Origin of the sequence: Castellaniella sp. GW247-6E4 (assembly GCF_040276065.1) — a bacterium.
Classification (GTDB): Bacteria; Pseudomonadota; Gammaproteobacteria; order Burkholderiales; family Burkholderiaceae_B; genus Castellaniella.
The window spans coordinates 123,306-142,546 of record NZ_JBELOI010000004.1 but is presented as its reverse complement, the minus strand read 5'-3'; the positions used below and the strand labels follow the sequence as shown (position 1 = coordinate 142,546).

The 19,241-nt window shown below is 68.0% G+C and carries 11 protein-coding genes and 1 pseudogene; 10 read left to right on the top strand and 2 right to left on the bottom strand.

All coding sequences use genetic code 11. From position 1 onward, the window contains the following. The first annotated feature begins 23 nt into the window (after positions 1-23). The 10 genes and pseudogenes from recC (at position 24) to ABS761_RS06850 (ending at position 17,296) form a co-directional block, all read left to right on the top strand. Positions 24-3,590: an exodeoxyribonuclease V subunit gamma gene (gene recC, locus ABS761_RS06895; RefSeq protein WP_350407422.1), complete on the top strand. Its 3,567-nt coding sequence runs from the start codon at positions 24-26 to the stop codon at positions 3,588-3,590. Continuing rightward, entirely contained in the window at positions 3,587-7,249 is a 3,663-nt protein-coding gene (gene recB, locus ABS761_RS06890; protein WP_350407421.1) for an exodeoxyribonuclease V subunit beta, read from the top strand. The genes recC and recB overlap by 4 nt, the downstream gene beginning before the upstream one ends. Beyond that, positions 7,246-9,285 (top strand): exodeoxyribonuclease V subunit alpha, encoded by a 2,040-nt coding sequence (recD, locus tag ABS761_RS06885; protein WP_350407420.1) that lies wholly within the window; start codon positions 7,246-7,248, stop codon positions 9,283-9,285. Before recB ends, recD begins: the two co-directional genes overlap by 4 nt. 74 nt (positions 9,286-9,359) lie before the next feature. After that, positions 9,360-11,006 (top strand): acyl-CoA synthetase, encoded by a 1,647-nt coding sequence (locus ABS761_RS06880; protein WP_350407419.1) that lies wholly within the window; start codon positions 9,360-9,362, stop codon positions 11,004-11,006. Continuing rightward, positions 11,003-12,493, top strand: coding sequence for an NAD(P)H-hydrate dehydratase (locus ABS761_RS06875; protein WP_350407418.1), 1,491 nt, complete (start codon positions 11,003-11,005; stop codon positions 12,491-12,493). Before ABS761_RS06880 ends, ABS761_RS06875 begins: the two co-directional genes overlap by 4 nt. A 5-nt stretch (positions 12,494-12,498) precedes the next feature. Continuing rightward, positions 12,499-13,347 carry an HAD family hydrolase gene (locus ABS761_RS06870; protein ID WP_350407417.1) on the top strand — a complete coding sequence of 283 codons (849 nt, stop codon included), beginning with the start codon at positions 12,499-12,501 and terminating at the stop codon, positions 13,345-13,347. Continuing rightward, positions 13,340-13,855, top strand: a pseudogene (tadA, locus tag ABS761_RS06865) (tRNA adenosine(34) deaminase TadA); the annotation flags it as partial. The gene ABS761_RS06870 and the pseudogene tadA, both read left to right, overlap by 8 nt. Positions 13,856-13,981: 126 nt before the next feature. After that, a complete protein-coding gene (locus ABS761_RS06860; protein WP_350407495.1) occupies positions 13,982-14,959 on the top strand; it encodes an LD-carboxypeptidase in 978 nt (325 codons plus the stop codon). Positions 14,960-15,084: 125 nt separating this feature from the next. After that, a complete protein-coding gene (locus tag ABS761_RS06855) occupies positions 15,085-16,686 on the top strand; it encodes an ABC-F family ATPase (protein ID WP_350407416.1) in 1,602 nt (533 codons plus the stop codon). Positions 16,687-16,693: 7 nt separating this feature from the next. Beyond that, positions 16,694-17,296 carry an IMPACT family protein gene (locus ABS761_RS06850; RefSeq protein WP_350407415.1) on the top strand — a complete coding sequence of 201 codons (603 nt, stop codon included), beginning with the start codon at positions 16,694-16,696 and terminating at the stop codon, positions 17,294-17,296. Between the two features lie 43 nt (positions 17,297-17,339). Here the strand turns inward: ABS761_RS06850 and trxA are convergent, their stop codons facing one another. Further along, positions 17,340-17,711, bottom strand: coding sequence for a thioredoxin (trxA, locus tag ABS761_RS06845; RefSeq protein ID WP_350407414.1), 372 nt, complete (start codon positions 17,709-17,711; stop codon positions 17,340-17,342). 211 nt (positions 17,712-17,922) lie between these two features. Continuing rightward, the gene (locus ABS761_RS06840) at positions 17,923-19,215 is read right to left on the bottom strand and encodes an NCS2 family permease (RefSeq protein ID WP_350407413.1); all 1,293 of its coding nucleotides are present in this window, start codon (positions 19,213-19,215) and stop codon (positions 17,923-17,925) included. Positions 19,216-19,241 lie beyond the last annotated feature (26 nt).

The window sequence follows — 19,241 nt, the reverse complement described above, 5'->3', positions numbered from 1 at the left end:
TGGGCGGGAGGCCGTGCGGCGGTATGATGCAAGGTCTGAGGATCATCGACGGGAAGCCTGTGGAGGAACTGACACCGGGCCTGATGCTGGTGCACGGCAATAGGGCCGAGCAATTGCGCGACGTGCTGGTGGCCTGGTTGCGGCACGAACCGCTGGCGCCTCTGGAGGACGAGGTCGTGCTGGTCCACAGCAACGGCATTGCGCAGTGGCTGCGGCTCGCCCTGGCCCGGCACGACACCGGCTGCGGCATCGCCGCGGGCCTCGAGTTCCTGCTGCCATCGCGCTTCCTGTGGCGCGCCTATCGCGCCGTGCTTGGACCCGGTTTGGTGCCGGAACGCTCGCCCTTGGACAAACCGGCCCTGGTCTGGCGCTTGATGCGCCTGCTGCCGCAGGTCGTCGGCCAACCGGCGTATGCGCCCCTGGCGCGCTTCCTGGCCGACGATCCGGATATGCGCAAGCGTTTCCAATTGGCGGAAAGGCTGGCCGACTTGTTTGACCAGTACCAGGTCTACCGGGCGGACTGGCTCGATGCATGGGCGCGGGGGCGGGACGAGGTCACCGACGGACGCGGGCGGCCCGGTCCGTTGCCGGCGGGACAAGCATGGCAGCCGGCGCTCTGGAGGACGCTGATTGCCGATGTCGACGGCGGCGTGGGGCCTCTAGGCCGTGCGGCCGTCCACGAGGCCTTCATGGGACGCGCCGCGGGAGATGCGCTGGATGCGCGGCCCGTCGGTGTGCCGCGCCGCATACTGGTATTTGGCATATCGGCGATGCCGGGCCAGGCACTGGAGGCCCTGGCGGCGCTGGCGCGCTGGTCCCAGATCCTCATGTGCGTGCACAATCCGTGCGCCCACTTCTGGGCCGATATCGTGCCGGATCGCGACCTGCTGCGGGCCCGCTACCGGCGCCAGGCGCGCCGGCCAGGCATGCCCGAGATCCTGGACGAGGCGGTCATCCACCAGCATGCGCATCCGCTGCTCGCCGCCTGGGGCAAGCAGGGTCGGGACTTCATCGGCATGCTCGACGATTTCGACGATCCGCACGCTCGGGAAGGCTACCGCCCCGCATTCGCGGCGCTGCACCGGCGCATCGATGCCTTTGAGCGGCTGGAGGGCGAGGCGCTGGCGCGCGCGACCGTGCTGCAGCAATTGCAGGACGATGTGTGCGACCTGCGCCCCCTGCCCGAGACCCGCGCGCGCTGGCCGGCGGTCGATCCCGCTGCCGACGAATCCCTGTGCTTTCACGTCGCCCACAGCCCCCAGCGCGAGGTTGAGATTCTGCATGACCGGCTGCTCGACGCATTCGATCGCGATCCGACGCTGCGGCCCCGGGACATCATCGTGATGGTGCCCGACATCGAGGCCTATGCACCCCACGTCCAGGCCGTCTTCGGCCTCTACGAGGCTGATGATGCACGCGCCATCCCCTATGCGCTGGCCGATCGGGGCCAGCGCCGGGCCGATCCTCTGGTGCTCGCGCTTGAGCAATTGCTGATGCTCCCAGGCTTGCGTGTGGGGATGAGTCACGTCTTCGAATGGCTGGACGTGCCGGCCGTGCGCGCGCGCTTCGGGATCCGCGAGCAGGATCTGCCGACTCTGCATGCCTGGATCGCCGATTCGAACATCCGCTGGGGGTTGAACGCCGCACACCGCGCGGACTGGGGGTTCCAGGAGCTGGGCGAGGAGGGTGCCGCGCCGCACACGTGGCGGTTCGGACTGCGGCGCATGCTGCTGGGTTATGCCACCGGGCCGGACGCGCCCGCCTGGCGTGGGGTTGAGCCCTACGGCGAGCCCGCGGGCCTGGATGCGGCCCTGCTGGGGCCCCTCGAAGCGCTGGTTGGCGCCCTCGAGCGTCATTGGCGGATGTTTGCCGCCCCCGGCACGCCGGCCCAGTGGCTGCGGCGGTTCCTGGATCTGGAGGCCGATCTGTTCCTCGCCGAGGACGAGCAGGACGATTACACCCTCAAACGCTTTCGCGAGTCGGCCCAGGACTGGTTCGAGGCCTGCGAGGCCGCCGGGCTGGACGAGGCCATGCCTGCCGATATCCCCGCCGAGCACTGCCTGGCCCAGTTCGACCAGGAGGCGCTGTCGCAGCGTTTCTTTGCCGGGGCGGTGACGTTTGCCACCCTGATGCCGATGCGCGCCATCCCGTTTCGGCGCGTCTGTCTGCTGGGCATGCAGGATGGCGCCTATCCGCGCATCCAAGTGCCGGCCGATTTTGATCTGATGGCCGGGCGCTACCGACCCGGCGACCGTTCGCGTCGGGAAGACGACCGCTACCTATTCCTCGAGGCCCTGCTGTCGGCGCGCGACCAGCTCTACATATCCTGGGTGGGTCGGAGCATTCAAGACAATACGCCGCTGCCGCCGTCCGTCCTGGTGGCGCAGTTGAGGGATCATCTGGATGCGGGATGGCGGCTGGTCGCAGGCGAGGGCGTTGCGGTGTCCGAGGCGCTCACTTGCCGGCATCCCCTGCAGCCGTTCAGCAGCCGCTATTTTCCGGTCGAACCGCCATCCCGAGCGGGTGCCCTGTTCACCTACGCCAGGGAATGGCGGCAGGCGCGGGACGAGGCGGTGTCGTCGGGCCTGTGGGCGTCTGCCGGCATGCTCGACTTTCCGGCGCGCGAGGAGCCGCTGTCCCTCGATCGCCTGCGGCGTTTCCTGCGCCACCCGATCCGGCGATTTTTTCAGGACCGCCTGGGGGTTTCCTTCGAACGCGATACGCGCCGCAGCGATGATCGCGAGCCTTATGAAATCGACGGCCTGGACGCCTGGAGCCTGCGTGATACGCTGCTGACGACGGCCGCACGGTCCATACGCCTGGAAAGAGACCCGGTTCCCGACCTGGAGGCGCGTGTGCAGGCCATGCGCCGCTCCGGGGTATTGGCGGCGGGCAGCCTGGGGGTACTGGCCGCCGGTGACCTGTACGAAGGGTTCGAAACCCTGCTGTCAGGCTACCAGGCGGCGTGCCGGCGTTGGCCGCTGACCGATGGGTCTGCCCTGGCCTTGTGGCATCGGACGACAGTCGATGATAGATATACTTTAGAGATACGTGATTCTCTCGACGGAATCCGCTGGAACGCCGCCGGCGAACGCGCGCGCCTCTGGCTGCAGGCCAGCCACCTGGTCAAGGACCGCGCCTATCGGCCGGGCGCCCTGATCGAGGCGTGGGTGACACACTTGGCAGGTCACCTCGATGGCCAGGCCTTGACGACACTGGTCTTCAGTCCTCAGGGCAGCGCGGCCTTCGAGCCCTTGGATCCCGTGCTTGCCAGGGCGTGGTTCGACGACCTGCTGCGGGGGTGGGCCCGTGGCATGTGCGCGCCCCTGCCCGTCACGGCGGACTGCGCGGTGATCTGGCTGCGGCGCGGCGCCTCCACCCGGCGGGATCATCGCTCCTGGATCGAGGCGGAGGCCTGCCACGCCCGGGCGCTCGAACGGGACCCCTACTTGCGCAGGGCCTATCCGGATTTCGCGGCGTTCAGCGCGGATGGCGGCTTTGAACGGTGGGCACGATGCCTGTACGGCGGCCTGAGCGATGCGATCGCCACCGTCCATGAGGCCATGCCGGATCGGACGGAAGCCTCATGAGCCGCTCCCTGGACATCCCGCCCGTCGATCCGCTGACCTTTCCCCTGCGCGGCAGCCAGGTGATCGAGGCCAGCGCCGGCACGGGCAAGACCTGGACCATCGCCGCCCTGTACCTGCGCCTGGTTCTCGGGCACGGCGATCCGCCCCTTGCCGCCCGGCTGCCCGCCGAGATTCTGGTCCTGACGTTCACCGAGGCGGCGTCGCACGAGCTTCGCGACCGGATTCGCGCGCGGCTCGCGCAGGCGGCCGCCTATTTCTATGGCGGCACCCAAGATGAGCCGGCCTGCGGGGCGGCCGACGATTTCCTGCATGCGCTGCGCGCCGCCATCGAGCCGGCGCGATGGCCGGCTTGCGCCCGGGTCTTGGACCTGGCCGCGCAGTCCATGGACGAGGCCTCGATCGGCACGATTCATGGCTGGTGCGCACGCATGTTGCAGGAGCATGCTTTCGATAGCGGCAGCCTTTTCGACCGTCGAGTGGAGGCAGACCTGCGGGCAGTCGAACAGGAGGCCGTATGGGACTACTGGCGCCTGTTCGTTGCGCCGCTCGAGCTGGCGCAAGCCGCCCAGGTGCGCGCCTGGTGGCCGGGCCCGGCCGCTCTGCACGCGGCGCTGGGCGGCGCCCTGCACGATGAGACGCCGCAGGCGCCCGCGCCAGGCTCGCTCGGGCCGCTGCTGACTGAGGCCCGCGAGCACCGCGCCCGGTGCCTCACCGCCTTGAAGGCCCCCTGGATTGAAGGGGCCGATGTCTTGGGACTGTGGCTGGAGTCCCTGGGCCGGGATTGGCCGGTGGCGGCACGCAACTGGCAGCGCTGGATTGGCGATTTGCGGGACTGGGCGCGCGATCCCGCGGCCGAGGCCCTGGACCTGAAGACCGGCTGGGAGCGGCTGTCCCCGGCGGACATGGCCGAGAAATGGCGCGGGACGGGGCCTGCACCCAGCCATCCCCTGAGCGATCGCCTCGCGGGGCTGCAAACCGCGCTGTCCGGCCTGCCCGACGGCCGGACCGAGGTTGCGGACCACGCACTGGCCTGGATCGGCGAGCGCCTGCGCGGCGAACTCGTCCGCCAGGCCCGCATGGGCTTCGATGGCCTGCTGGCTCATCTCGATGCCGCGCTGGATGGGCCGGACGGTGAGCGCCTGGCGCAGGTGCTGCGCGAGCAGTATCCAGTGGTCCTGATCGATGAGTTTCAGGACACCGACCCGGTCCAGTATCGGATCTTCGACAGAATCTATCGCATCGCCGAGAATCGCGCCGAGCTGTGCCTGGTGATGATCGGCGATCCGAAACAGGCGATCTATGGTTTTCGTGGCGCCGATATTCATACCTATCTGCGTGCACGGCGCGCCTGCGCGGGCCGGCTGCACACGTTGGGCCGGAATTTCAGGTCTTCGCTGGACATGGTGGCGGCGGTCAATGCCTGCTTCGCCCATGCCGACACCCATGCGCCCGGCGGAGCCTTCCCGACGCCGGGCGAAACCGAAGGCATCGCTTTCCATCCGGTCCGTGCCCAAGGCCGCGAGGAGCACTGGCGGCGCGCCGACGCGCCGACGCCGGCACTGAGCATCTACTGGATCGATGCCGTGGCACCCGACAAGCCGTTGGGCGCCGGGGACTACGAGGAGCGCGCCGCGGACTGGTGCGCGCATCGCGTGGCCGGTCTCTTGTCGATGGGCGCTCGTGGCATGGCCGGTTTCGCGCGCGGATCGGAGCTGCAGGCGCTGCGGCCGGCGGATATCGCCGTCCTGGTGAATACCCACGCCGAGGCGGGCCGGGTGCGCGAGGCGTTGGCGCGGCGCGGCGTGCGCAGCGTCTATCTGTCCGAGCGCGAGTCGGTATACGAGACGCCACAGGCCGAGGAATTGCGCCATTGGCTGGCCGCCTGCGCCAATCCCGAGGACGGTCGCGCCGTGCGCGCGGCGCTCGCCACGCCGTCGCTGGCCCTGTCGTGGCCAGCCCTCGAGCGCCTGGTCGCCGGCGAGCGGGCCTGGGAGGACGTCGTGACGCGTTTCCAGGACTATCGCACCTGCTGGCGCGAGCGCGGCGTCCTGCCCATGGTCCGGCGCCTGTTGCACGATTTCGGTGTCCCGGCGCGGCTCTTGAACGATGGCCGTGAAGGCGAGCGCGTGCTGACCGACATCCTGCACCTGGCCGAGCTGTTGCAGCAAGCGGCCATGCGGCTGGACGGAGAGCAGGCCTTGATGCGCCACCTGGACGAGCAATGCGAGGGCACCCTGGCCGGCGGTGGGGACGATGCCCGCCGTGTGCGCCTGGAGAGCGACGAAAACCTGGTGCGCGTGGTCACCGTGCACAAGTCCAAGGGGCTGGAGTACGCACTGGTGTTCCTGCCGTTTGCCGCCCGGGCGCGTGTCGTGCGAGGTGACCGGGGACCTTACTATCTGCATGCGGCGGATGGGCGCCGGCGGGTGCTGTGGCCGGATCCGGACGATCTGGCGCAGCTCGAGCGGGAGCGCCTGGCCGAGGATGTGCGCAAACTGTATGTGGCCCTGACACGTGCACGGCACGCCGTATGGATGGCCGTGGGCCCCTTGCGCGACCTCGATCAAGGCAGCGCCGTGGGCCATGTGCTGGGTGCCGTGCCCGGCGGCGCCCGACAGGCCCTGGAGGCGCTGGCCCGGGCCCATGACGCGATTGCCTGGGACGAGGCGGCGGTGGATGCGGCCGCCATCCCGCCGCTCGCGGCGCCGGGCGGTTTGGGCGCGGCGCGCATGCCGCGCCGCGCCGCTCGCGAACACGTCTGGTGGATTTCCAGCTACTCGGCCCTGCGGCTCGAGCCTGAGGCCCAGGCGGCGGCCCGCACGGCGCAGGAGGACGTGTACCGGGAGGCCCGGCGGTTCGATTCGCTCGGGGCGCCGGACGCGTACGGCGGGATGCCGCCGAGCGCAAGCCAAGGCAATGTTGCCGGCCTACATGCCTTTCCCCGGGGCAGCGAGGCGGGGACTTTCCTGCACGGCTTGCTGGAATGGGCCGCGCGGCGCGGTTTCGACGCGCTGGAGCATGCCGAGGTCCGGGACGTGGTGGCGCGCCGCTGTGCCGTGCGGGGCTGGTCGGCTTGGATCGATCCGCTGTGTGACTGGCTGCTGCGCTATGTGCGCACCGAATTCCGACCCGGGCTTGCGCAGGCTCCCGCGCTGCGCCTGGACGAGCTGGAGGTCACGCTGCCAGAGATGGAGTTCTGGCTGCCAGTGGAGGGGGTCGACGTCCGGCGCCTCGATGCGCTGGTCAGTGCCGCAACCTTGGATGCCGCACCCCGGCCACCGGCGGCCGCGATGCGGCTGAACGGTATGTTCAAGGGGTTCATCGACCTGACGCTGCGGCACGACGGGAAGTATTACGTGGTTGACTACAAGTCCAACTGGCTGGGGCCGGACGCCGCGGCCTATCACCCCGCGGCCATGCATGCCGCCATGTTGGCCGCCCGCTACGACCTGCAGTATGTTCTGTACGTGCTCGCTCTGCACCGCCAGCTCGCGGCGCGGCTGCCGGATTACGATTACGACCGGCATGTCGGCGGGGCGGTCTACATGTTCCTGCGTGGATTGGATGCGCCGGGGCAAGGCTTGTTTGCCGATTGCCCGGCGCGCAGCCTGATCGAACGGCTGGACGCGTTGTTCGACGGACGGGAGGCGGACCGGTGACGGGGGGTTCACTCGATGAGTGGGGCGCGGCCGGTGGGGACCGCGCGGCACTTTGGGCGCAGGTGGGCGCCTGGCATGAGGCGGGGGCGCTGCGCGGCCTCGACGTGGCGTTCGGACGGTTCCTGGCCGAGCGCGCACCCGAGGCGCCGGACCTGGCCGTGTGGCTGGCGATCTGGTGCAGCGCCCAGCTCGGGCATGGACATGTCTGCCTGGACATGCAGGCCCTATGCGACGCCGCTGTCGATACGCTGGCCCTGGGCGATGCCCGCCCCCAGGGCCTGGCGGCCATGGCGCGTGCGCTCGAGCGCGACGGGCTGGCAGCCTGCCGTCAGGCGCTGGACCGCTCGGGTTTCGCCGGTGGGGGGGAGGGCGCCGAGCCGCTCGTGCGCCGCGATCATCGTTTGTACCTCGCCCGCTATTGGCGGGCGGAGCGCCGTGTGCGGGCACAGATCGACCAGCGGTTGACGGTGGACAGCGGTATGGCCGCGGATCCGGCGCGCGCGCGCGCCTGGCTCGATGCCTTGTTCCCGCCGACGCCCGGAGGTGGCACGGACTGGCAGAAGATCGCCTGCGCGACCGCGCTGGACCACGCCTTTTGCGTCGTGACCGGCGGCCCGGGAACAGGCAAGACGACCACCGTCGTGTGTCTGTTGGCAGCCTTGCAGGGGCTGGCGCGGGAAGGTGGTGCGGCGGAATTGCGCGTTTGCGTGGCCGCACCCACCGGCAAGGCGGCGGCCCGGCTGAACGACTCGATCGGCTCGGCCCTGGCGCGCCTGCGCGTGGCGGCGCCCGGCTTCGTACAGCCGGTCCTGGCCGAGATCCCCGCCCAGGCGCAGACCCTGCATCGTCTGCTGGGCAGCCGTCCGGACACCCGAGGCTTCCGTCATACCGCCGACCACCCTCTGCCTGCCGATGTCCTGGTAATCGACGAAGCCTCGATGATGGACCTCGAGATGATGGATGCGGTGCTGGCGGCCTTGCCGACGGGGGCGAGGCTGATCTTGCTGGGCGATAAGGACCAGCTCGCTTCGGTCGAGGCCGGTGCGGTTCTGGGCGAACTCTGCGCCCGGGCCGAACGGGGCCACTACACGCCGGCGCGCTGCGCGCGCATCGCGGACTTGACCGGGCAGGATATTCCCGCCGCACAGCGCGACCCGCACGGAGCAGCGCTGGACCAGGCCGTCGTCATGCTGCGATCCAGCCGTCGCTTCGCGGTGGATAGTGGCATCGGGCGGTTTGCCGTGGCCGTCAATCGGGGGGCGGTTGCCGCCGTGCATGCCTTGCGGAACGACCCGCCGGCGGATCTCGTGTTCCTGATGCCGTCCGTGGCGGATGATCCTCGCCTCGAGGCCCTGTTCTGCGGCGAACACCGGGATGCGGGCGAGGGCGCCCCTGGGGGCTATAGCGCCTACCTCCACTGTGTCGACGCGGGGCCATCGCCGCAGGAGGCGACGCCCGAGGCGGTGGACCGGTGGGCCCGCGCCGTGCTCGAGGCGCGCGGCCGGTTTCAGGTGTTATGTGCGGTGCGCGAGGGCCCCTGGGGCGCGCAGGGCCTGAATCAACGTATCGAGGCGGGCTTGCGTGCGCGAGGCTGGATCGCGTCCGGCCACGGTGAGTGGTATTCGGGCCGGCCGGTGCTCGTGACCCGCAACCAGCGAGAGCTGGGGTTGGCCAATGGCGACATGGGTGTCGCCTTGGCCGTGCCCGAGCCGGGCCGTGCGGGGGAGCACCAGATCCGGATCGCGTTCGCACGGGGCGACGGCTCGGACGAGGTGCGCTGGATTGCGCCTGGCCGCGTGGCCGACATCGAGACCGTTTACGCCCTGACCGTTCACAAATCGCAAGGCTCCGAGTTCGACGAGGTGGCCCTCGTCCTGCCGGAGCGCGGCGGGCCGATCCTGACCCGCGAGTTGTTGTATACCGGCGCCACGCGGGCGCGCCGCGCGCTGGCGGTGGTGGCGCCCGGCGGCGCCCCCAGCGTGGACGCGGCCGTCGTGCGCAGGGTGCGGCGCGCGGGCGGCCTGCTGGCCGACTGAAAACCGTGCAGATGCCCGCGGAATGGGCGGCATGGATAAAATGGCGGCATACTTGACTGGCAAGGAGACTCAGGATGGGCAATATTTTCGAGCAGGACCTACCCAGGACCCCCGCAAATTTCGCAGCCCTGACCCCCTTGCTGTTTCTGGAGAGGGCCGCCGAGGTCTATCCCGAGCGCCTGGCCGTCGTCCATGGCACAGGCGAGCGGGCACTGCGCTTCACCTGGGCGCAGCTGTATGCGCGCTGCCGCCGGCTGGCCAGCGCCCTGGCCGCTCGCGGACTGGGTCGAGGCGACACCGTGGCGGTGATGCTGCCCAACACGCCGGCCATGGTCGAGGCCCATTTCGGCGTGCCCATGTCCGGCGCCGTGCTCAATACCCTCAATACCCGACTGGATCCCGCAATGCTCGCCTTCATGCTCGATCACGGCGAGGCGCGCATGGTGATCGTCGATAGCGAATTTTCGGGGGTGATGCGCGAGGCGCTGGCCTTGCGCCAGAACGCCCAGCCGGTCGAGGTGGTGGAGGTTTTCGACCCCTTTTACACAGGCGAGGGCGGCATCATCGGCGGGACCGACTACGAGGATTTTCTAGCCGGCGGCGACGATGCCTGGGCCTGGCGCATGCCCGAGGACGAATGGGATGCGATCTCGCTCAACTACACCAGCGGCACGACCGGCAATCCCAAGGGCGTGGTCTACCACCATCGCGGCGCGGCGATCAATGCCGTGTCCAACATCCTCGAGTGGGACATGCCCAAGCATGCGGTCTACCTGTGGACGTTGCCGATGTTTCATTGCAACGGCTGGTGCTTTCCATGGACCGTGGCGGCGCGTGCGGGCGTGAATGTCTGCCTGCGCCGCGTCGACGCGACGGCCATGGTAGAACTGATGCGCGAGCACGGCGTCACTCATTATTGCGGCGCCCCCATCGTCCACAGCATGCTGGTCAATGCGCCCCAGGATTTGCGCGCCAGCATCCCTCCGGGCATCCAGGCCATGGTGGCCGGGGCCGCGCCGCCGGCCTCGATGATCGAGGGCATGGAGTCCCTTGGCATCGACCTGACCCACGTCTACGGCCTGACCGAGGTGTACGGCCCGGCCACGGTCTGCGCCAGGCACGAGGAGTGGGATGCGCTCGACATCGGCCGGCGCGCCGAGCTCAACGCCCGCCAGGGCGTGCGCTACCATCTGCAGCGGGCCGCCGCGGTACTGGATTCCAAGACCTTGCAGGCGGTGCCGGCCGATGGCCGGACCATGGGCGAAATCATGTTCCAGGGCAACATCTGCATGAAGGGCTACCTGAAGAATCCCGAGGCCACGCGCGAGGCGTTGGGCGGCGGCTGGTTCCATAGCGGTGATCTGGCGGTGGTGTATCCGGACGGCTATATCCAGATCAAGGACCGCAGCAAGGACATCATCATTTCGGGTGGCGAAAATATTTCCTCCATCGAGATCGAGGATGTGCTGTATCGGCATCCAGCGGTGCTGGCGGCCGCCGTTGTGGCGCGTCCCGACCTGCGTTGGGGGGAAACCCCCTGCGCGTTCGTGGAACTCAAAAAGGACGCCTCGGCGACGGTCGAAGACATCATCGCGCACTGCAAACGCCACCTGGCAGGCTACAAGGCGCCTCGGACGATCGTGTTCGGAGAGTTGCCCAAGACTTCGACCGGCAAGATCCAGAAATACGAGCTGCGCAAGCGGGCGGCGGACGAGTCGTGAGCGTCCACGCCCGACCCCATGTGCTCCTCACGCCGGCCGAGATGGCCGTCGCGGACCGGTTGGCGGTCGAGAGCGGCGTTGCCGGGATGTCCTTGATGGAGGCGGCTGGCAAGGCTGTGGCCGATGCCGTGATGGATCGCTGGCCGGTCTTGCCGACCTGCGTGCTGTGCGGGCCGGGCAACAACGGCGGCGATGGCTTCGTCGTGGCGCGACGTCTGCGCGAGGCGGGATGGCCGGTGCGCGTCGCGCTGCTGGGCAGCCTCGAAGACCTGTGCGGCGATGCCGCCGCGTGCGCGCAGGCGTGGGGCGGGCCGCTCGAGACAATGAAGCCCGACGCGCTGGATGATGCAGGACTGGTGATCGACGCCTTGCTGGGGGCCGGCCTGTCGCGCCCGCTCGAGGGCGCGACCCTCGCCATGGTCGAGGCGGTCAATCGCAGCGGACTGCCGGTCTGCGCGGTGGACGTGCCCAGTGGGTTGGACGGCGCCAGCGGCCGGGCGCTGGGCGCAGCCGTGCGGGCGGATCTCACCGTGACGTTCTTTCGCCGCAAACCCGGACACTTGCTGATGCCCGGGCGCGCCCTGTGCGGGGAATTGCTGTGTGCCGACATCGGCATCCCGGATACGGTGCTGGACGCCATCGCTGCCGGGTGCCGGGCCAACCATCCCGATCTTTGGATCGGATCTTATCCCTGGGCCACTCTCGAGAGTCACAAATACCGGCGGGGCCATGCCCTGGTGATTGGCGGCGACACCATGCTGGGGGCCAGTCGCCTGGCGAGCCAGGCCGCCGCGCGCATGGGCGCGGGCTTGGTGACGCTGGCCGTGCCGCCCTCGGCCTGGCCGATCCAGGCCGGGGCATTGACCAGCGTGATGGTGGCGCGCCTGCCCGAGGATGGTGCGCTGGGCGAAGCCCTGGCCGATGAACGCCGCAATGCCGTGCTGGTCGGCCCTGGCCTGGGTGTTTCGGCGCGCACCCGGGCGCAGACCCTGGCCGTCCTGTCCGCGCGCAGGCCCTGCGTACTCGATGCCGACGCGATCAGCAGCTTTGCGGCGGCACCGGATCTGCTGGTCGAGGCCCTGTACGGCGAATGCGTGCTGACACCCCACGAAGGGGAGTTCGCGCGGCTGTTTCCGGGCCTCGAGGGCGACAAACTCTCGCGTGCGCGAGCCGCGGCGCACGCCAGCGGCGCGGTGCTGGTCCTGAAGGGGGCCGATACGGTCATCGCCCGCCCGAATGGATTCGCGGTGCTCAACGACAATGCGCCGCCGGAACTGGCGACCGGCGGCACGGGCGATGTGCTGGCTGGCTGTATCGCGGGCCTCTTGGCCCAGGGCATGGCGCCCTTCGAGGCCGCATGCGCCGCCGTGTACCTGCATGGACAGGCTGCCGCCGGCTTCGGCCCGGGATTGATCGCACAGGATCTGCCCGACGAGCTGCCGGGCGTGCTGGCCGCATTGCGCGCGCGTTCGCGCGTGGAGGATTGAGGCATATGGCGGACGTAGTGGCCCTGGTTTTCGATTTCGACGATACGCTGGCGCCCGACAGTACCTCGGGTTTCCTGGAGGATATCGGCGTCGACGCCGCATCGTTCTGGAAGAACGAGGTCGGCCCTCTGCTCGAGCATGAGGATTGGGATCCGGTCCCAGCCTACCTCCATCGCATGATCGAGCTCTCGCGCGCCGGAAGCCATGGCGCCATCACTCGCGCGCGGCTTCAAGACTGGGGCGAGCGGCTGCCCTTGCACGAAGGGGTCGACAGCTTGTTCGAACGCCTGCGGGCGCGGCTGCATGAGGCGCATCCGCAGGTCCAGCTCGAGTTCTACCTGATCTCCAGCGGCATCGGCGATGTGTTGCGCCGTACGCCGGTCGCAAGGCATTTCACCGACATCTGGGCCTCGGAGTTCACCTATGACTCGGCGGATGCCATTGATTTTCCACGTCGCATCGTCAGCTTCACCGATAAGACCCGCTACCTGTTCCACATCCAAAAGGGTATTTTCGGCCAGGAATCGCGCAACAAGCCCTTCGAGGTCAATCGCAAGGTGGACGCCGACAAATTGCGCGTGCCCTTCGAACAGATGATCTTTGTCGGCGACGGTTACACCGATATTCCCTGCTTTTCCCTGATCCGCCGCTCGGGCGGGGTCGCGTTCGGCGTCTGGGATCCGCGCCACAAGGAAAAGCGCAGCCGCGCCTGGGGTTTCATCGAGGACGGGCGGGTGTCCAATCTGAATCATGCCCGCTTCGGCGAGGACGCCGAACTCTATCAGTTGCTGGAGGCTGCGGTTGAAAGCCTGGCTTCAAAAATAGTGTTGCGGACGCGGATGTATCGTGGCTGAAACGCGCGATGGCCCGGGGGCCGCGGCCGCCCGTTCGGCCACATCCGGTCCGCTGGATGACGATGGCGCCATGGCGCTGGCGTTGACGCTGGCGCGCCAGGCGGCGACGCTGGGCGAGGTGCCCGTGGGCGCCGTGGTGCTGGACGCCAAGGGGATGCTCGTCGGCGCGGGCCATAATCGCACGATTACCGATTGCGATCCCAGCGCGCATGCCGAGATCATCGCTTTGCGGGCGGCGGCCCGGACCCTGGGCAACTATCGCCTCGCCGGTGCGCGGCTGTACGTCACCCTCGAGCCCTGTGCCATGTGCCTGGGCGCCATGCTGCATGCGCGCCTGGCCGAGGTCGTCTATGGCGCCGACGACCCCAAGACCGGTGCCTGCGGTGGTGCGATCGCTTTGCACGCGCAGCCGCGGCTGAATCACCACACGAAGGTGCGCGCCGGTGTGCACGCCCGGGAGGGCGGCGAGTTGCTGCGGGCATTTTTTCGAGCCCGGCGCCAGGCAGCGCCCGCGCAGGAGGTGTCCGCCGCCACCGGGCCGCCTCCAGATGCGCGGGGCGCCCCGACATTGCGCCCACGGCCCACCGTCCTCCCCAGGGGCGATTTCTCTTCTCAGATACAGGATCTTTCACCCATGAACCACGGCTCTCCGACGGCCGCCTCCGGCGCTCAGGCCCACCAACACGCGGGACACGCCTGCGAAACGCACGGGTCGCATGCGCAGCCCTCCGGCATCTATCTGATTTCGCCCTCGGGAGCGGTGAGCGATCCGGAGACCGTACGGCTGGCCCAGCAGCGCCTGCGCGCCCTGGGCTACCGCGTGACGATCGACCGGACGGCGCTTGCGGTGCATGAGCGCTTTGCCGGCACCGACAAGCAGCGCCTCGCCGGCATCGCCCGCGCCCTCAAGCAAAAGCACCCGATCGTGATGGCGACCCGCGGCGGCTATGGACTGAGCCGGTTGCTGCCGCTGATCGACTGGCGGGCCGTCGCCGACAGTGGCAAGACTTTTATCGGGCAGAGCGATTTCACGGTGTTCAATCTCGCGCTGCTGGCGCGCACGGGCGCGCAAAGCCTGGCGGGACCGACCGCGGTATTCGATTTTGGCGGCAAGACCGTCGATGACCTGACCCAGGCCCTGTTCCAGGAAACCCTCGGCGGCGAGCTCGAGATCCTCAGTTTTGAATCCCCGCAGGCCGATCCGGTCGATGCGCGCGGCATTCTGTGGGGCGGCAATCTCGCCATGGTCGCCTCGCTGGTGGGTACGCCGTACCTGCCGGACATCGAGGGTGGCATTCTGTTCCTCGAGGATGTGGCCGAGCACCCCTTCCGGGTCGAGCGCATGTTGACCCAGTTGTGGCATGCGGGCGTACTGCAAAAACAGCATGCCATCCTGCTGGGACGATTCACCGAATACCGGCTCGCCGCGCATGACAACGGCTATGGCCTGGATTCGGTGGTCCGCTGGTTGCGCGGCACGGTCAAGGTGCCCGTTGTGACGGGATTGCCTTACGGCCACGTCCGCGTCAAGGCGACGTTGCCGGTGGGCGCACGCGTGGGGATCGCCACTGAGGACGGCATGGCGCATCTGGTGCTGCAAGAGCGTCACTGAGGCGCGGGGTTGAGCACGCCCGCTCGTGCCGGGCCGGTTGTGGGCGTCGGCCCGCCGAGTCGCAAGCCGGGCGCTCCTGCTAAACTAGCAGGTTATCCTGATCCCTCCCAGTACGACCTTCAACCGTGATATCCACTGCAAATCTAGCAATCCAGTTCGGCAGCAAGCCGCTGTTCGAGAATGTCAGCGTCAAGTTCAGCGACGGCAATCGCTATGGCCTGATCGGCGCCAATGGCTCGGGCAAATCCACATTGATGAAGATCATCGGCGGCGACCTCGAGCCCACCGCGGGCAATGTCTCTCTCGAGCCCGGTCTGCGCCTGGGCAAGTTGCGCCAGGACCAGTTCGCCTTCGAGGATATCCGCGTGCTGGATGTCGTCATGATGGGCCATGTCGAGATGTGGCAGGTCATGAGCGAGCGCGATGCGATCTACGCGGATCCCGAGGCCACCGAGGACGACTACATGCGCGCGGCGGAGCTCGAGGCCCGTTTCGCCGAGTATGACGGCTACACCGCCGAGGCGCGCGCGGGGGAGCTGCTGCTGGGGCTCGAGATTCCGGTCGAGCAGCACGGGCTGCCGATGAGCGAGGTCGCCCCGGGCTGGAAGCTGCGTGTGCTGCTGGCCCAGGCGCTGTTCTCGAATCCGGACGTGCTGCTGCTCGACGAGCCGACCAACAACCTCGACATCAATACGATCCGCTGGCTCGAGAATGTGCTCAACGAGTACGACAGCACGATGATCATCATCAGCCACGATCGCCACTTTCTGAACCAGGTCTGCACCCACATGGCGGATCTGGATTACGGCGAGTTGCGCGTCTATCCCGGCAACTATGACGATTACATGCTGGCGTCGACCCAGGCGCGCGAGCGCCAGGTCGCGGCCAATACGCGCGCCAAGGAACGCGTCACCGAACTGCAGGACTTCGTGCGGCGTTTCGCAGCCAACAAATCCAAGTCGCGCCAGGCGACCTCACGGCTCAAGCAGATCGACCGGATCAAGGCCGAGACCGTGGTCGTCAAGCCCTCTTCGCGCCAGAATCCCTACATCCGCTTCGAGGTCAACAAGGTCCTGCACCGCCAGGCCGCACACGTCGAGGAGCTTTCCAAGGCCTACGACCGGCCCATCATCGGCGGACTGACGACCATGATCGAGGCGGGCCAGAAGGTCGCCATCATCGGCGCCAACGGTGTGGGCAAGACCACGCTGCTGCGCCTGCTGGCCGGGAACCTGATGCCCGACGCAGGCAAGGTGCGTTGGTCCGAGAATGCCGATATCGGCTACATGGCACAGGATGTGTCGGACCAGTTCGATTCCGATCGTGATCTGTTCGATTGGCTGACGGACTACCGCCAGGCCGGGGACGAGGACCAGGCCATCCGTTCGGTGCTGGGGCGCCTGCTGTTTTCCGGCGATGAGATCTCGAAGGCGGTGCGCGTGCTCTCGGGCGGCGAAAAGAATCGCATGAGTTTTGGCCGCTTGATGCTGGGCCGCCACAACGTGATGCTGCTCGATGAGCCGACCAACCACCTGGACATGGAATCCATCGAATCCCTCCAATATGCCCTTGAGCAATACCCGGGCACGCTGGTGTTCGTGTCACACGACCGGCAGTTCGTTTCGGGTGTGGCGACCCGTGTGATCGAAATCCTGCCCGACGGCGGGATCATCGATTATCCGGGGACATACGAGGAATACCTGTCGTCCAGGGGCATTGAGACCTGAGGACGGCATGGCGTTCCTGCTCGGCGGCGTTGCGCGATACGAGGAGGACATTCGCAAGAGCCGCTTTCTCGCGGTGGCGGCACCGGCGCACAGTGCCGACGAGGCGGCCGCCTTTCTAGAGACCGCACGCCAGCCCCAGGCCACCCACAACTGCTGGGCCTGGCGCATCGGGCAGGCCTATCGTTTCCACGACGACGGCGAGCCCGGCGGGACCGCGGGGCGGCCGATTTTGCAGGCGATCGAAGGACAGGATTGTGATCGGGTCGTCGTGATGGTGACGCGCTGGTTCGGCGGCATCAAGCTGGGCACGGGCGGTCTTGTGCGGGCGTATGGCGGCGTGGTGGCGCAATGCCTGCGCCTGGCGGACAAGGCCCCGTGGGTCGAGGAGCGCCGGGTCCGGTGTGATTGCGCCTTTGGCGACCTGGACCGTGTGCGCGCCCGTTTGTCCGAGGCCGGCGCCCGCATCGAGGACGAAGCCTACGGCCTCGATGGCGTCACCTGGACGCTGGCCATCGAGGCGACGCGCTGCGCGGACCTGGAGACCCTCTATATGAACCTCACGCGCGGACGTGGCGTGTGGACACTGCTGGACGGGGACTCGCGGGGTTGAGTCGCGCGGTGTCCGGCCGCGATGCCGCCCGGAAGTCGCGGATTTATTCGGCCTTGCTTTCCTGGGCCGCAATTTCAGCGTGCACCTGGGTCATGTCGACGGCCTTGACCTGGGTGACGAGTTCTTCGAGCTGGGATGCCGACAAGGCGCCCGCCTGCTGAAACAGCAAGACGTTTTCGCGGAACACCATCAGCGTGGGGATCGAGCGGATGCGCAGCGCCGCGGCCAGTTCTTGTTGCTCTTCGGTATTGATCTTGGCGAAGGTGACGTCGGAGTGCTGCGCGGCGGCGGACTCGAAGACCGGTGCAAAGCTGCGGCAGGGGCCGCACCACGGTGCCCAGAAGTCGACGATCAGGGGCTGCTCGGCCTGGGTGGCGGCTTGGAAAGTGTCTTGGGTCAGTTCGACGGTGCTCATGGAGGCTCCTCGGTTGGGAAACGACAGGGTGTCCTTCGGACGCACCCTCGCATGAAGGACATATGGGGGCGGCTTCGGATTTCCGCAAGCTTGGGGAGTAATGGCCTGCATGCGGCTCGGATTCGACAGGCCCCTCCCCACCTCGCCGCCTGCATGCGGCTCGGATTCGACAGGCACGAAACAGTCCGCAGGGACTGTTCCGTGTCCTGTCTCATCCCGGAAACAGGGCGTATTTTATGATGAACAGGACGGCCACCAGCAATGTCGCGGAGTGGATTTCCTGGAAGCGCCCAGTCAGGATCTTGATCGCGACGTAGCTGATGAAGCCGAAGGCCAGGCCGTTGGCGATGGAGTAGGTCAGCGGCATGGCCATGGCGGTGATGGCGGCGGGGACCGCCTCGGTGATGTCGTCCCACTGCACGTCGACGAGTTCGCGCAGCATCAGGCAGGCCACGTAGAGTAGGGCGGGTGCGGTGGCGTAGCCTGGCACGATCGCGGCCAGCGGCGACAAGAACAGGGCCAGCAGGAACAGCACGGCGATGACCAGTGCGGTCAGCCCGGTACGGCCGCCCGCCTGCACGCCCGAGGCGCTTTCGATGTAGGCGGTGGTGCTGCTGGTGCCCAGTATGGAGCCGGCGACGATGGCCGTGCTGTCCGACAGCAGGGCGCGGCCCAGGCGGTTGGGCTTGCCGGGCTGGATCAGGCCGGCGCGCGTGGCCACGCCGATCATGGTGCCGGTCGCATCGAAGACCTCGACCAGGACGAACACCAGGATCACGTGGAAGAAGCCGGTATTCAGGGCGCCCGCGATATCGAGCTGGAAGAAGGTCGGCCCCAGGCTGGGCGGCGCCGAGAACACCCCCTGGAATTCCGTGTAACCCGTCAGGATGGACAGGATGGTGATCGCGAGGATGCCGATCAGGATGGCACCGCGCACCTTGAGGGCGTCCAGAGCCGCGATCAGGAAGAATCCCAGGATGGCATAGAACGTGGGGACGTGGGTCAAGTCGCCCAGGCCGACCTTGGTCGCCGGGTTGGCGACCACGATGCCGGCGGTGCCCAGCGCGATGATGCCCAGGAACAGGCCGATCCCGGCGGCGATCGCTGAGCGCAAAGAGGGCGGGATGCCGGCCACCAGCCAGGAGCGGATGCCGGTCACCGTCAGGATCACGAATACCACGCCCGAGATGAACACCGCGCCCAGCGCCTGTTGCCAGCTATAGCCCATCTGGGCGACGACGGTGAAGGCGAAGAACGCGTTCAGGCCCATGCCGGGCGCCATGCCGATCGGCCAGTTGGCGAGGAACGCCATGATCAGCGTTCCCAGGGCGGCAGCCAGGCAGGTGGCCACGAATACTGCATTGCGGTCCATGCCGGTGCTGGAGAGGATGTCGGGGTTGACGAAGACGATGTACGACATCGTCAGGAAAGTGGTCAGCCCGGCCACGATTTCCGTGCGTGTCGTCGTCCCGTGTTCTGAAAGCCGGAACAGTTTCTCTAGCATGATGCTCCTTCCTTTAGCGGGTGGTT